Origin of the sequence: Nitratireductor sp., from assembly GCF_017794765.1 — a bacterium.
Classification (GTDB): Bacteria; Pseudomonadota; Alphaproteobacteria; order Rhizobiales; family Rhizobiaceae; genus Nitratireductor.
Window position 1 is genome coordinate 2,239,373 of record NZ_CP051236.1, and the last position, 13,416, is coordinate 2,252,788.

The 13,416-nt window shown below is 60.0% G+C and carries 14 protein-coding genes; 4 read left to right on the forward strand and 10 right to left on the reverse strand.

Annotated elements, in window-relative coordinates:
- Positions 1-55: 55 nt before the first annotated feature.
- Both HF949_RS10580 and HF949_RS10585 read right to left on the reverse strand, forming a co-directional pair.
- Positions 56-1,249 (reverse strand): glycosyltransferase family 4 protein, encoded by a 1,194-nt coding sequence (locus HF949_RS10580; protein WP_292894888.1) that lies wholly within the window; start codon positions 1,247-1,249, stop codon positions 56-58.
- Complete coding sequence (locus HF949_RS10585; RefSeq protein ID WP_292894890.1) at positions 1,227-1,790, reverse strand: polysaccharide biosynthesis/export family protein; 564 nt, start codon at positions 1,788-1,790, stop codon at positions 1,227-1,229. Before HF949_RS10585 ends, HF949_RS10580 begins: the two co-directional genes overlap by 23 nt.
- A gap of 236 nt (positions 1,791-2,026) precedes the next feature.
- Here HF949_RS10585 and HF949_RS10590 point away from each other — a divergent pair, with 236 nt between their 5' ends.
- Positions 2,027-4,195, forward strand: coding sequence for a GumC family protein (locus HF949_RS10590; RefSeq protein ID WP_292894893.1), 2,169 nt, complete (start codon positions 2,027-2,029; stop codon positions 4,193-4,195).
- A gap of 15 nt (positions 4,196-4,210) precedes the next feature.
- Here HF949_RS10590 and HF949_RS10595 read toward each other — a convergent pair whose 3' ends face one another.
- On the reverse strand, positions 4,211-5,395 hold the full coding sequence (locus tag HF949_RS10595) for a GNAT family N-acetyltransferase (protein ID WP_292894895.1): 1,185 nt from the start codon (positions 5,393-5,395) through the stop codon (positions 4,211-4,213).
- Between the two features lie 81 nt (positions 5,396-5,476).
- Positions 5,477-5,692: a DUF2842 domain-containing protein gene (locus HF949_RS10600; protein ID WP_292894898.1), complete on the reverse strand. Its 216-nt coding sequence runs from the start codon at positions 5,690-5,692 to the stop codon at positions 5,477-5,479.
- A gap of 167 nt (positions 5,693-5,859) precedes the next feature.
- Between HF949_RS10600 and HF949_RS10605 the strand changes: the two genes are divergently transcribed.
- Positions 5,860-6,978 carry a COX15/CtaA family protein gene (locus HF949_RS10605; protein ID WP_292900125.1) on the forward strand — a complete coding sequence of 373 codons (1,119 nt, stop codon included), beginning with the start codon at positions 5,860-5,862 and terminating at the stop codon, positions 6,976-6,978.
- A gap of 72 nt (positions 6,979-7,050) precedes the next feature.
- Here HF949_RS10605 and argC read toward each other — a convergent pair whose 3' ends face one another.
- The 5 genes from argC to HF949_RS10630 form a co-directional block, all read right to left on the reverse strand.
- A complete protein-coding gene (gene argC, locus HF949_RS10610; RefSeq protein WP_292894901.1) occupies positions 7,051-7,980 on the reverse strand; it encodes an N-acetyl-gamma-glutamyl-phosphate reductase in 930 nt (309 codons plus the stop codon).
- 90 nt (positions 7,981-8,070) lie between these two features.
- Positions 8,071-9,018, reverse strand: coding sequence for an agmatinase (gene speB / locus HF949_RS10615; RefSeq protein ID WP_292894903.1), 948 nt, complete (start codon positions 9,016-9,018; stop codon positions 8,071-8,073).
- Positions 9,019-9,124: 106 nt separating this feature from the next.
- Positions 9,125-9,607 (reverse strand): 30S ribosomal protein S9, encoded by a 483-nt coding sequence (gene rpsI, locus HF949_RS10620; protein ID WP_292894906.1) that lies wholly within the window; start codon positions 9,605-9,607, stop codon positions 9,125-9,127.
- Positions 9,607-10,071 carry a 50S ribosomal protein L13 gene (gene rplM / locus HF949_RS10625; protein WP_007007923.1) on the reverse strand — a complete coding sequence of 155 codons (465 nt, stop codon included), beginning with the start codon at positions 10,069-10,071 and terminating at the stop codon, positions 9,607-9,609. Before rplM ends, rpsI begins: the two co-directional genes overlap by 1 nt.
- Positions 10,072-10,350: 279 nt before the next feature.
- Entirely contained in the window at positions 10,351-10,809 is a 459-nt protein-coding gene (locus HF949_RS10630; protein ID WP_292894917.1) for a PaaI family thioesterase, read from the reverse strand.
- Between the two features lie 131 nt (positions 10,810-10,940).
- On the opposite strand from HF949_RS10630, the gene HF949_RS10635 reads away from it, so the two are divergent.
- Entirely contained in the window at positions 10,941-11,759 is an 819-nt protein-coding gene (locus HF949_RS10635; protein WP_292894920.1) for an enoyl-CoA hydratase, read from the forward strand.
- A 561-nt stretch (positions 11,760-12,320) separates the two neighbouring features.
- Here HF949_RS10635 and HF949_RS10640 read toward each other — a convergent pair.
- Positions 12,321-12,653, reverse strand: coding sequence for a hypothetical protein (locus HF949_RS10640; protein ID WP_292894923.1), 333 nt, complete (start codon positions 12,651-12,653; stop codon positions 12,321-12,323).
- Between the two features lie 172 nt (positions 12,654-12,825).
- Here HF949_RS10640 and HF949_RS10645 point away from each other — a divergent pair, with 172 nt between their 5' ends.
- Positions 12,826-13,347 carry a CoA-binding protein gene (locus HF949_RS10645; protein ID WP_292894925.1) on the forward strand — a complete coding sequence of 174 codons (522 nt, stop codon included), beginning with the start codon at positions 12,826-12,828 and terminating at the stop codon, positions 13,345-13,347.
- The last annotated feature ends 69 nt before the right edge of the window (positions 13,348-13,416 follow it).

Sequence of the window (13,416 nt, forward strand, 5' to 3'; positions counted from 1 at the left end):
AGGGGCTAAAATTCTGTTTCAGGCACAGACTTGCTAAAACTGCTCGTATTTGTGCTTAACGTTTGGTGTCCAGGCTGGCCCGGTATGCCGTCTCAATGGTGGCGGCCATGACGTCCGCACCGAAGCGCATCCGCAGATCGGCCGTTCCCGGCATCAGGGCATGGAAAGCCGCTTCGTCATCAAGCGCCAGTTGCATCTTGCCGGCTATGGCGTCGGCGTCAGGTCGGGTGAGGGCAGGGGAATCCTCGCCGAAGATTTCGGGAATTCCGCCAACAGCACTGGCGATCAGGGTGCGACCGGCCGCCAGTGCCTCCAGCACGATATAGGGCATGGCTTCGGCGCGCGAGGGCACCACCATGATCCGGGCCAGTGAAAACGCATTGCGCGCGGGCATGGCCGGAAGGAAGCGAATACGTTCGCCGAAACCGAGTTCCTGCGCCTGATGTCTGTAACGATCGAGATCGTCGCCGTCTCCGACCATGACGGCAGTCAGCCTGCGGTCGATTAACCGCTCCGTCAGTGACAGCGCATCAATGAAAAGGTCTGGGCCCTTCAGATCGCGCATCATGCCGATGTAGAGGAAATCGGCCGCTTGCGAGAGGGTTTCAACGGGGTCGAACTCATCTGCAGTCAGCCCGTTATAGACCAGTGTGCTGGGTGCGCGGGGAATTCCGACCTTCTGTTCAAACGTACGCCGTTCGTAATCGGACACGAACAGGATGTGATCGGTCAGGCGATCCATCATGCGTTCGATTGAAAAGAAGAAGCGTCCGGTAGCGGTCTGCGCTGCATAATGCAGGCTCCCTCCGTGTGGCGAATAGATCCGTGCGGGCCTCTGGCCCGACATCCGCATCAAGGTACCGAACACCCGTGCGTATACCCCGCCCTTGGCTCCATGTCCGTGCAGCACGTCGGGACGCATCTCGCGCACGACGCCATAGGCACGCCGCGCGGCGGTGAGATCGCCCAGTCCGATATGGCGCTGCATGGGGGTGCGCTTCACCCCAAGGGAAAGCCGCGGCTCCAGATCAGCGATAAGGCTTGCTTCATAGCTTCCGCCGGTGGTGGAATCGCAGATAATACCGACCTCGTGCCCGGCAGCGCGCTGAGCATCGCAAAGGTCACGGACATGGCGAAAGATTCCGCCGACCGGAGAGCGGAAACAGTGTACGATCCTCAGTCTCTCGCGAGAGGGCACGGCCTCGACCCCTGTTGGCGGATACGCTTCAGAACAGGCGTTCGCGGACATAGACAGTGTCACCAGGAAGAAGCGGATCTGAGGTGACGACACGTCCGGTCAACACCTTGCCGTTGATGTCGCGGGTGATGTCGACATTGCTCTGATTGGCGCGGGGGCTGAAACCACCGGCGGCGGCAACAGCCTTTTGAACTGTCATGCCAGGAACATAGGAATACTGCCCGGGAGACCCGACTTCGCCCATCACGAAAACGGGGCGATAACGGTCAATTTCGACCGTCACATCCGGATCACGCAGATAGCCCTGCCTGAGCTTGCCGGCGATCGACTGCTCAATCTGTTTTAAGGTCCTGCCCCGGGCAGGTACCGAACCGATCAGCGGAAATGCGATGTAACCAGCCTGGTCGACGCTGTAGGTGTTGGTGAGGTTGTCCTGATCAAAAACGGTGACGCGAAGCGAGTCTCCGGCGTCCAGAACATATGGCTGGTAAAGCGCTTCGTGGAAGGCCGCCGGTGCCGGGCGATACCCCGAACAGCCCGCAGCAAGAACGAGTGCTGCCAGCACGGGCAGGAGTTTGGCTGTTTTCATCATGACCGACTGCAAACCTCTGACGTCATCAAGTCCCGCCCTTGATCCGTAAGCGAAATCGCCACCAGAGCAGGCACCATGCTCGTTTTATCCATCCGTTAGGGTTAATGTCGGGTAAAGCTGCGCCTTATACCCCCATAACGCGCATGCGTTTGCCCTTGAACGGCTGACGCGCAGCTTTAACCGGCTGGTTACTATGCCCGTTTACCTTGGCGGCAAGCAGATTGGGAGCCAACTGGATGAACAGCGATCAGATCGCGCATGGTGACGTGGATGTGGACCTGAGCCGGCTTTTTGCCGGTGTCCGGCGCAAATGGCCACGCATTCTCTTCGCCGCGCTTGTCATCACCGGACTGGTTTTTGCCGTTACCTATACCGTCACACCGCAATACCGCGCCCAGACGCGGCTTCTGATTGAGACCCGCGAATCCGTATACACGCGCCCGCAGGGCGTGAACGATGGAGACCGGCCAATTCTTGACGGGGAGGGCGTGGCAAGCCAGGTGGAACTCATCACCTCCACCGAAATCCTCACCAGCGTCGCCGAGCAATACAATCTTGCCAATCGCGGCGAGTTTGAAGGCGGCGGGGGTTCCTTTCTGTCCGGCTTGCTCGTGATGGCGGGCATCAAGAGCGCTCCGGTCGAAGGAACACAGGAAGAAAAGGTGCTACGCGCGTTCCGCGAGCGCCTCACCGTCTACCGGGTCGAGAACTCACGCGTCATTGTTATCGAGTTTTCTTCTGAGGATCCCAAGCTTGCGGCTGAAATTCCGAACGCGGTGGCAGACGCCTACGTCGCGATGCAGAGCGAAGCGAAGCTTCAGTCGAACACCAGTGCGACCCAGTGGCTGGAACCGGAAATCCAGGATCTGCGCGAGCGCGTGAAAGAAGCCGAAGCCCGTGTCGCAGAGTACCGGGCGCAGTCCGATCTCCTGCTCGGTCAGAACAACACCGTGCTGGCCACGCAGCAGCTTGCTGAACTGTCTAGCGAGCTGTCTCGCACCCGCGCCAATCGTTCCGCAGCGACAGCGCAGGCAGATTCCGTGCGCAGCGCACTGGAAAGTGGCGCTCCCGTAGAAACCCTGCCTGAAGTCATGGCATCGCCGCTTATTCAGCGCTTGCGTGAACGTCAGGTGGAACTCAACGCGCAAATCGCCGACCTTTCCACGACGTTGCTTGGCAATCATCCACGCATTCGCGCCCTGCGTTCGCAACTCGCCGATTTCGACGCACAGATCAGGAGCGAGGCCAACAAGGTGCTGGCTGGTTTCGAGGCCGAAGCCGCAACGGCGCAACGGCGCGAGGAAGAGCTGACGGCCGAACTCAATCGTCTGAAGGCAGCGTCTGCTGTTGCTGAAGAAGAACAGGTGGAACTTCGCGCACTGGAGCGGGAAGCCACGGCGCAGCGCGAACTGCTCGAATCCTATCTGACACGCTATCGTGAGGCGGCGTCTCGCAGCGACCGCAATTATCTGCCCGCGGATGTCCGGATCTTTTCGCGTGCCATCACGCCAAGCGAGCCATATTTCCCGAAAATCATGCCGATCACGGTTGCCGCCTTTGTCGCCTCGCTGCTGATCATGGCCATCATCACATTGCTGCAGGAGCTGTTTAGTGGTCGCGCCATGCGCCCGACCGCCGGTGTTGCTGCTCCGGTGCCTGCGACCGCACGAATGCCGCGTGCTGAGCCATTGGTCGAGGTCGATATGCCAAAGCCGCAGGCTCCGAAAGCGCCACCTGCCAGAAAAGTGGTTTCCGCTCCCCTCCCAGAACCGGAAGAGCAGCATGAGCGGAAGCGCGTGGCACGCTACGGTGAGATCGACATCGAACAGGCATCCGAAAGACTGGTGACCGGCGGCGCAACGCGCGCATTGTTTATCTCTCCCGAAGGCGATGAGGCTGCCGCGGCATCGGTTTTGGTCGCGCGGGATGTGGCCGATTCCGGCCTGCGCGTTCTGCTTCTCGATCTCACTGCTTCGGGCGCGGCCTCTTTGCCGATGCTTGAAAGTGTCGCCTATGCCGGGATCACCAACCTTCTCGCTTCCGAATCGCAATTTGCCGACGTGATCCATACGGATCTCTTTTCGGAGTGCCATATCATTCCCGTCGGCACGGCTGACCCGCAGCGCGCCATGCGCGCGGCGGACCGGTTGCCCATCATCATGGAATCATTGTCGGCCGCCTACGATGTCGTCATCGTCGAATGCGGGCCGACGGATGCGCAGGCGATCCGTCGTCTGCTCTCGTCCGATACGGAAGTGCTTGTCAGCATGATCGACCCGGACGAAGGTGAACTCGTTCTGGAGATGCTGGACGAACTCCGCGACAGCGGCGTCGACGCGCCAATCCTGGTTTCACCTGCCGGCTACAGCATGCCGCCTGCGCCTCCCGGGCGCGACGCGGCCTGATCCTCTCGGCGAGGCTCAGCGATGTGCTGAGCCAAGCTGGCGCCGCAGTGCCTTCGCCAGCCGCCAGAGCCTGGGATTGTTGTTGATCAGATGCTTGGCGCGCGCGGCAGCGGACAGTCCAGAGGCCAGGACGCGGCCCTTCCCGGTAAGCGGAACGAATGTGTCGAACTGGATGGTTTCCAGATCGCACCACAGACGTTTGTAGTACTCGTCGCCAACGCTGAAATCATAGATTTTCAGCCCTTCCGAACACGCTTCCTGAATGTTCTCATAGAAGAGGAAACGGCCGGGGCTGGCATCGGTCAGTTCATCGTCCGCGATTGAACTGAACTCGCAGACTAGGCGATCGCCCGTGCGACTTGAGCCTGTTACGGCACGGAGTTTTCCGGCCACTTCAAGCCCGTGAAGCACAAAGCGCGGATCTTGCGTCTCAGCCGCATCACCAAACAGTGTGCGAAACGCGTTTTTCACCGCGTCAGGTGCAAAAACATTCTGAATGCCCATCTGGGCGAAGCGGTGCGCCTTCATGTCAAAGAAGGCGTTAAGCATCACTTCAGCTTCGGCGCGTGAACGGGCGAGACGGCGCTCCACCTTACCGGCAGCCTCCAGTTTACGTGCCTGAGAGCGATGCTGCTTTCGCTTCCGCTTGCCACTGGAACGCGCGAGCACCGCATCAAAGCCCCCGTCCAGGTTGACCGCAAGCGAGACATTGGGACTGTCGCTATGCGGCCAGCCCAGCAGGGGATTGTCCTGACCGGCGCACTCACGCAGTTGTCGTTCGAGAACCAGAACGTCGATCTCCGGCCGGGCTTGCCGGATGCCATCGCGCAGCGCGGTGAGATGTGTTTTGGGAAAACCGTCGCAAAGCCGAACGTGAAGGGCGGGAAAATTACCGTTGGCGTGACGGTCGCCTATGAAACGGGCGATGCGAAAGCGGCCCTTCTGAACGACCTCGAGCGCAAGGCTCAGCAAGTGTCCCTGCCCGTCGCAAAGGCGCACGATGATTGAAGGATGAGGCGTGTGTCTGGTCCACGCTGACACCCAGTCGGGGCTTTGGGCGGGCATGAAGCAGGCCTCGGCGCAGTCCTCGCGGTAGCGCCGCAGAACCGCAGCGCTGGCATCGCACACTTCAACGCTGAGACCATTCCCGCCTTTCATGCCGGCGGGAGGAACACGCTCTGGCTGCCTGGCAAACGTCATCTTCCATCGCTGTTATCGAAGCCGCCTTTCCGGCAGCGCCGTTTCTGTGTAGCGATAAAAGGTGAAGGAATAATCGACGGTTCAGGCGTCGCGCTCGGGCTTGCCGATCATCCAGCGGATGATGAACATGGCCGGGATGATCCAGAGCAGTCCGGTCAGGAAGAAATAGGCAAGGTGGATCAATGGGCCTGACTGAGCCAACTGAGCGACAGCAATCGCGGTCGATAAGATGGCGTAAATGGCTACAAGCGCGACGAGCGCGACCATGCCAATGAATTTTCGCAGACGTACGGGCATGACAAACACCTTTTGCTCGTCTCATAGAGCGCGGGAAGAGGGGATGCAATCACGCAACTGACGTGGCGCGACGGCTTGTCGCGCAAAGGGTGGTTCGACTTGCAAGTCAGAGGGCTTTGGTTCACCAACGGTCAACTTCCAAAATGACGATGGCTGACGCTGTGGATATGACCGCTTCCAGTGCTGCAAGGGCAGATGTCTCGCAGGAGACTCTTTTGCGCAACCGCAAATTCGTGCGCTTCTGGCTTTATTTTGTGCTTTTGACGCTGTTCGCCCTGGTAATCGTCGGCGGAGCGACCCGGCTGACGGAATCGGGCCTCTCCATCACGGAGTGGAAACCGATTCATGGTATCATCCCGCCACTGAGCGAGGCCGAATGGCAGGAGGAACTGGAGAAATACCGCCAGATTCCTGAATACCAGCAGGTCAACAAGGGCATGAGCCTCGATGATTTCAAGACCATCTTCTGGTGGGAGTGGGCGCATCGGCTGCTAGCGCGCGGTGTTGGTTTTGTTTTTGCGCTGCCGTTGGCCTTTTTCTGGTTGACTGGGCGGCTCGAGAACAGCCTGAAGCCGAAGCTTCTTGGCATTCTGGCGCTGGGTGGCCTGCAGGGTGCGGTCGGCTGGTGGATGGTCGCCTCCGGCCTGGTGGACCGGGTCGATGTGAGCCAGTACAGGCTTGCCACGCACCTCACCATCGCCTGCCTCATCTTCGCCGCTACGGCGCTGGTCGCTCGTGGCCTTGCGCCGCACTCCACCGGCAGGGCGGAGGAAGGTGTGCGCCGCTTCGCCGGCTGGATGGTGATCGCGGTGCTGTTCCAGATTTACCTAGGCGGTCTTGTCGCCGGTCTGCGCGCCGGAATGACCTACAACACCTGGCCGCTGATGGACGGCGCGCTGGTGCCGGGCGGACTGTTTGCGCAGACGCCGGCCTGGATCAATTTCTTCGAGAACCCGAAAATGGTGCAATTTGTACACAGGCTCGGCGCCTATGCGCTTCTGGTCCTCGCGCTCTGGCAGATCGTGTTCGTGATCCGGCGGGAACCGGGGACGCCACATGCACGCCGCACCATCCTCTTTGGGATTCTGGTGTTGGCGCAGGCCGCCATCGGCATCATGACCCTTATCATGGTCGTGCCCATCGACGTGGCGCTCACGCATCAGGGGGTGGCGCTTGTCGTGCTCTTCTTCGTCTGCGCTCACTGGCGCGCGACCAAGGGGCCTTATCCTCTCCCTGAACCGTCACACCGCAAACGTGACGAGGACGAGGTCTACGCGGCCGTATAATTTCAGATAAACGACCAAATAAGAAAGGCGCGTCTGTCGGGGCGCGCCTTCATTCTTGCCATGAGCAGAAGCTCAAAGTCCTTTTAACATCAGATCCATGTTCTGCACCGCTGCACCTGAAGCGCCCTTGCCGAGATTGTCATAGACGGCAATGAGCAGCGCCTGCGCTCGGGCGTCGTTGGCAAAGACGTGCAGCGTCATCGTGTTGGTGTCGTTGTGGGTCTCGGGATCGATATCCGCCGTGCGTTCGATTGCGGCGAGTGGGGCGACCTTCACTACACCGCCCTCAATCGCGCCGTAATGGTCGGCGAGTACAGCATGGAGTTCCGCGGCTGAAGGAACCCGGTCGAGATGCCCAAGCTGCAGGGGGAGGGCGGTCAGCATGCCCTGGGCGAAATTGCCCACCGCCGGCTGCATCAGCGGCGTGCCTGCAAGCCCCGCATAGGTCTGCAGTTCGGGCAGGTGCTTGTGGTTGAGTGTGAGCCCATAAGGCATGAATTTCGGTGCTTCGGCGCCCTTCGCCTCATAGTCCTCGATCATGCTGCGGCCGCCACCCGAATAGCCCGAGATGCCGTTGACAGTGACGGGCAGATCGGCGGGCAGAAGGCCTGCACCGATGAGCGGCCGTAGAAACGCGATGGAGCCCTGCGGCCAGCAACCGGGATTGGCAACCCGTTTCGCGTCGCGGATCGCAGCGCCCTGCGCCCTGTCCATCTCCGCAAAGCCATAAGTCCAGCCCTCCGCGACGCGATGAGCCGTGGAGGCATCAATGACGCGGGTTGCGTCATTCTCGATCAGCGAGACGCTTTCACGCGCGGCGTCGTCCGGCAGGCATAAAATCGCGATGTCGGCCCTGTTGAGGAACTCCGCACGCGCCGCAGGATCCTTGCGCTTCTCGGCGGGGATGGAGATCACCTCGATGTCGCGGCGCTCGGCCAGACGCGTCCTGATCTGCAGGCCGGTGGTGCCGTGTTCGCCGTCGATGAAGATTTTCGCCGTCATGATGTCAGTCCTGGAAAAGAGTCTTGTTTCAACTGGTTGCGCACGCGTTTGGAATCAATCCTTAAAGCGCTTGAATCGATGCTTCAGCTCTTATCGTCGCCTTCTCACTGCGAGAAGGCCGAGATAGTGCATGGCGATGGTCGCGCCGGCGATTGCCGTTACATCGGCATGATCGTAGGCAGGGGCAATTTCGACAATGTCCGCACCGACCATGTCGAGCGCGCCGAGCTGGCGCAAAACCGAGAGCATTTTCGCACTGGACGGGCCGCCGGCCACGGGGGTTCCGGTGCCTGGCGCATAGGCGGGATCAAGGCAGTCGATGTCGAAGGTGATATAGGCGGGGCGGGTGCCCACACGCGCAAGAATAGCTTCGGCGATCTCCGCGGCCTTCATCTCTTCCACATCATAGCCATGCAGGATCGCAATGCCGCAATCTTCAGGCGCGTGCGTGCGGATGCCGACCTGAATGGAAGCAGCCGGATCGATGACGCCATCCCGCACCGCACGCCCGACGAAGGAGCCATGGTCGATCCGCTTGCCGTCATCGTGCCACGTGTCCTGATGGGCATCGAACTGGACGAGCGCGAGCGGGCCGTGCTTTGCCGCATGGGCTTTCAGCAGCGGCCAAGTAACGAAATGATCGCCGCCAAGCGACAGTAGAAAGGCGCCGGCCTTTAGTATCTTCGTCGCTTCGCGCTCGATGGTCGCCGGTGTCTTCTGATGATTGCCGTAATCGAGCAGGCAGTCGCCATAATCAATGACGGACATTTCTGCGAACAGATCCGCGCCAAACGGATATTGTGGGTCATTGTCGAAGATCGCCGAGGCACGGCGGATCGCCTGTGGACCGAAGCGCGCGCCCGGTCGATTGGAGACGGCTGCGTCGAACGGGATGCCCCAGACCACAACGTCGGCGCCCTTCAGTGATTTGGTGAACTTGCGGCGCATGAAGGAGAGCGCTCCCGCATAGGTGGGGTCGCTGGCCGCACTGGTGAGGGTGCGGGCGGTGAATGCGTGGTCGATCGACTTCGACGGCATGGCGCTTCTCCTGTGATGATCCAGATGGGTAGGGTGAAGCCAAAACCCGCGCAAGAAAAAAGCGGACCCGAAGGCCCGCTTTTTCGTATCCGGCAGTTCTGGAAGCTTAGCGCTTGGAGAACTGGAACGAGCGGCGAGCCTTTGCCCGGCCATACTTCTTGCGCTCGACCACGCGGCTGTCGCGGGTCAGGAAGCCACCCTTCTTGAGGACGCCGCGCAGCTCTGGTTCGTAATGGGTCAGAGCCTTGGAGATGCCGTGACGGACGGCACCGGCCTGACCGGACAGGCCTCCACCGACGACGGTGGCGACGATGTCATACTGGCCGTTGCGGTCGGCAGCGACGATCGGCTGCTGCAGGATCATCTGCAGAACCGGGCGTGCGAAATATGCCTGGAACTCCTTGCCGTTGACGGTGATCTTGCCGGAGCCCGGCTTGACCCACACGCGGGCAATGGCGTTCTTGCGCTTGCCGGTGGCGTAAGCGCGGCCCTGGGCGTCCAGCTTCTGCACATGCACCGGAGCTTCCTGCTCGGCGGTCTGCGCAGCGGTTGCCGCACCCAGCTCTTCGAGGGAATTGATTTCGGCCATTACTGGGCCCTCACATTCTTCTTGCTCATGGCGGCGACGTCGAGCGTCTCCGGGTTCTGGGCGGCGTGCGGATGCTCGGCGCCGGCGTAGACGCGCAGATTCTTCATCTGGCGGCGACCAAGCGGACCGCGCGGGATCATGCGCTCAACGGCCTTCTCAAGCAGACGCTCGGGGAACCGCCCCTCGAGCAGCTGGCGCGCGGTGCGCTCCTTGATGCCGCCGGGGTGACCCGTGTGCCAGTAGTATTTCTTGTCGGTGTATTTCTTGCCGGTCAGCACAACCTTGTCGGCATTGATGATGATGACATTGTCGCCATCGTCCACATGCGGGGTGAAGGTGGGCTTGTGCTTGCCGCGGAGACGGTTTGCAACGATAGAAGCGAGACGGCCGACGACAACGCCTTCGGCGTCGATCAGGATCCACTTCTTCGTCACTTCCGCAGGCTTCTGCGAAAAGGTTTTCATGGGTCTTTTTCCACTTTCATGAACCCGGCCCTCAGGCTGGGCGTTTCTTGTTGCTTGTGTTTGACATTGTCGAAACCCGGCAGGCTCAGGCAATGCAAACCAATGCAGCACGACAGTTAAGGTGCAGCGCTGGTTATCTATAGGGGGGTGGGATGGACGTCAAGTGCAATATTTTGGGCGGCGTCATGAAAACATCAATAAAAACAAGAGGTTGAAATTACGGTATCCAGATACCGCCATAAATCAGCGCTGCTTACCGCATTTCTGAGGCAGAACGGGTCATTCGGCGGGCGGGATGGAGTAGGTTCCGGTGGCGTGAGCGACGGTTCCGCCTGTATCGCCGGCCACCAGTTCGGCCTCGAAAACCATCAGCCGGCGACCGAGTTTCAGAATGCGGCAATGGCCGTCCACCGTGCCGGGGCCGGCCTTGCGCATGAAGTTTATGTTGAGATTGGTGGTCACGGCGAGCGCCTTGCGGCCGATATGGGAGAGCGCACACACATAGCCGCCGATATCGGCCAGCGCAAAGAGAGACGGACCGGAAACCGTGTCGCCGGGACGCAGATGCCGGAACCCGGCCTCAAGCCGCACCGTACAGCCACCCGGAGAGACGTTAAGCGCGCGATAGTCGGGAACCTCACCGCTGCAGGCCTGTGGAAACACTTCGCGCAGATATGAATTGACTTCTTCGGCGTTCATCACCGGTTGGAACCTTTGTCCACCGCTGCGTGCATCCATCAACCTTGTCCTCCCCATTTTGCCTGACTGGCGCTTTGCGAAGGCGCCCAATCGATGAGAGAATTGCCGGATTGCCGGATCAACACAAGCGGCACTAAGGTGGCAACGCATCACACGCAGGGAGGAAGACCATGGCCGAAGCGGCTGCAGATCAGGAGAGGATACAGGCACCCGTCGCTGTGAGCGAGGCCGATGGCATCCTGCGGCTGACGCTTGCCAGCCCGCCGGCCAATGCGCTGTCCATTGCCATGATGGAGGCGCTGAAAGGCGCTCTCGAGCGCGCCCGCGACGACGAAGCGGTGCGTGTCATCATTCTCCGCTCCGAAGGCAGGGTGTTTTGTGCCGGCCATGATCTGAAGGAGTTGACGGCGCACCGTGCTGACGCGGACCGGGGCAGGGGGTTCTTCGAAAAGACCATGCTTCTGTGCGCCAGCCTGATGCAGACCATCGTGCGCCACCCCAAGCCGGTGATTGCCGAGGTGAGCGGGGTCGCCACCGCTGCCGGCTGCCAGCTTGTCGCCTCCTGTGACCTTGCGGTTGCGAGCGATACAGCGCGGTTTGCAACGCCGGGTGTCAATATCGGCCTGTTCTGTTCGACGCCCATGGTGGCTCTGTCGCGCAATATTTCGCGCAAGCACGCCATGGAAATGCTGCTTACGGGAGAGATGATCGACGCGCAGACGGCCCGTTCGTTCGGTCTGGTCAACCGTGTGGTGCCGCAGGATGTCTTGAATCAGACCGCGATGAATTTCGCACAAACCATTGCTTCCAAATCACCTTTGACGCTCAAGATCGGTAAGGAAGCGTTCTACTCACAGGCCGAGATGGAACTTTCGCAGGCCTATGACTACACGGTGCGGGTGATGGTGGAGAACATGATGGCGCGAGATGCGGAAGAAGGTATTGGCGCCTTTATCGAAAAACGCGCGCCGCAATGGCAGGGCAAATAAGAAGAGCCTGCCGATAACGGCAGGCAGTCTGTATTTTGCGGCTGCCCCGGTTTTCGTCAGTCATCCGTCCAGCAGATGTGCACGGGGCACGCATCCGTATCGAAAGCGGGGACGCGCCGAACCTTCAACGTGTTGAATGCGGCCGGACACTCCTCGAGATTTGCCACGAACCGATCATAACGCTGAATGGGACCGCCGTTTCTGGACGGGTAGCGCAAAATGATTGAACCGTGTTTTCTAATGGACGCCTGGATTTGCTGACAGGTCAGTCCTGCGGCCCATGTACTTTGGTTGGGGAACAGCAGGACCGTACCCAGGATTGTGACCAAAAGCTTGTGCATGGCTTCCCTTTCCGAACATCGTTGCAAGTCACGCCATCTCCGGAGAAAAATGGCGCACCGGCGAGGTGCGGCGGGAAGTAATGCCTGAGGCTAGTTCAGGGAAAAAGTTGATATAAGCATAAATGAATAAAGGATTTTTTCTGTTTTTAAGTATATCATTCCGGCTGGTATCAGCGACCGGAATGGAGCCCTGATCTGTCCTGTAAGGCGGCAGGAAAAATCAGTGGGATTTAAACCAGGGACGTTGGAAAAGCCGCTCCCTGATTTCCGGTTTGCAGCGTAGCACCGGGCAGGATTCGCGGTCTGCCGCAGGAATGGTAGCGCGGGCACCGATATGGCCAACGGGGCAAAGCCGCTCATGCGACACATAGCGATCATAGCGCGGGAGACTGGGGTTGTTGCGCGACTGATAACGCATGATGGCAGCACCCTCCGCCGCGATCCGCGCTTGCACCTCGGCGCAGCTCATGGCAGTTGACGTGTAACGGGATATTGCCTCTGCCGGGCTGGCGATGAGCGTCGCTCCGATGGCGAGTATTGCGTATCTCAACATGTTCGACCCCTGGTTTACTGCGGGCTGGAATAAGCAGAACCTTATCATGAAGCTTGTTTGCGCCGAGAATGCGGTCGGCCGGGGTTTCAAGATCGGGCTGGCCCGACGGGTGCCATTCGCGGCAAGCCGAGGAGAAGAACAACACCGACAAAGCGAATCTCCGGGAGCGACGATGAACCACGACAAATATGACGATGCCTACATCTCCGGTATTCTGAATGCGGTAAAGACGGTCGCCATCGTCGGCGCATCTGCCAATGAGGTGCGACCGAGCTTCTTCGTCACCAAATATCTGATCGACAAGGGCTATTCGGTGTTTCCCGTCAATCCCGGGCAGGCAGGCAGGGAGATTGCCGGACGACCGGTCGTTGCCCGTCTCGCCGATTTGTCGGAACCGGTGGACATGGTCGACATCTTCCGCCCTTCGGCCGCCATCCCCGGCGTGACGGATGAGATACTGGCAATGGACCCGCTCCCCAAGGTGGTCTGGATGCAGCTTACGGTGCGTGACGATGCTTCCGCCGGGAGGTTGGAGGAAAAGGGGATCCAGGTGGTGATGGATCGCTGCCCGAAGATCGAGTATGCCCGGCTCTCCCGCGAGATTGGCTGGAACGGTGTGAACAGCCGGGTCATTTCCTCGAAAAAGCCCATCATGCGCAAAGGTTTTCAGAGTTTCGGCATACGTCAACGCTGATTTTCCAAAGAACGCCAGCCCACAGGGACAAAACGCCTTTTCCTGCGACGGCGCCCTCTGTATTGATGC

Coding starts and splice junctions, on each gene's coding strand:
- HF949_RS10580 (WP_292894888.1), bottom strand. CDS start 1,249: ATGTCCGCGAACGCCTGTTCTGAAGCGTATCCGCCAACAGGGGTCGAG.
- HF949_RS10585 (WP_292894890.1), bottom strand. CDS start 1,790: ATGATGAAAACAGCCAAACTCCTGCCCGTGCTGGCAGCACTCGTTCTT.
- HF949_RS10590 (WP_292894893.1), top strand. CDS start 2,027: ATGAACAGCGATCAGATCGCGCATGGTGACGTGGATGTGGACCTGAGC.
- HF949_RS10595 (WP_292894895.1), bottom strand. CDS start 5,395: ATGACGTTTGCCAGGCAGCCAGAGCGTGTTCCTCCCGCCGGCATGAAA.
- HF949_RS10600 (WP_292894898.1), bottom strand. CDS start 5,692: ATGCCCGTACGTCTGCGAAAATTCATTGGCATGGTCGCGCTCGTCGCG.
- HF949_RS10605 (WP_292900125.1), top strand. CDS start 5,860: ATGACCGCTTCCAGTGCTGCAAGGGCAGATGTCTCGCAGGAGACTCTT.
- argC (WP_292894901.1), bottom strand. CDS start 7,980: ATGACGGCGAAAATCTTCATCGACGGCGAACACGGCACCACCGGCCTG.
- speB (WP_292894903.1), bottom strand. CDS start 9,018: ATGCCGTCGAAGTCGATCGACCACGCATTCACCGCCCGCACCCTCACC.
- rpsI (WP_292894906.1), bottom strand. CDS start 9,607: ATGGCCGAAATCAATTCCCTCGAAGAGCTGGGTGCGGCAACCGCTGCG.
- rplM (WP_007007923.1), bottom strand. CDS start 10,071: ATGAAAACCTTTTCGCAGAAGCCTGCGGAAGTGACGAAGAAGTGGATC.
- HF949_RS10630 (WP_292894917.1), bottom strand. CDS start 10,809: ATGGATGCACGCAGCGGTGGACAAAGGTTCCAACCGGTGATGAACGCC.
- HF949_RS10635 (WP_292894920.1), top strand. CDS start 10,941: ATGGCCGAAGCGGCTGCAGATCAGGAGAGGATACAGGCACCCGTCGCT.
- HF949_RS10640 (WP_292894923.1), bottom strand. CDS start 12,653: ATGTTGAGATACGCAATACTCGCCATCGGAGCGACGCTCATCGCCAGC.
- HF949_RS10645 (WP_292894925.1), top strand. CDS start 12,826: ATGAACCACGACAAATATGACGATGCCTACATCTCCGGTATTCTGAAT.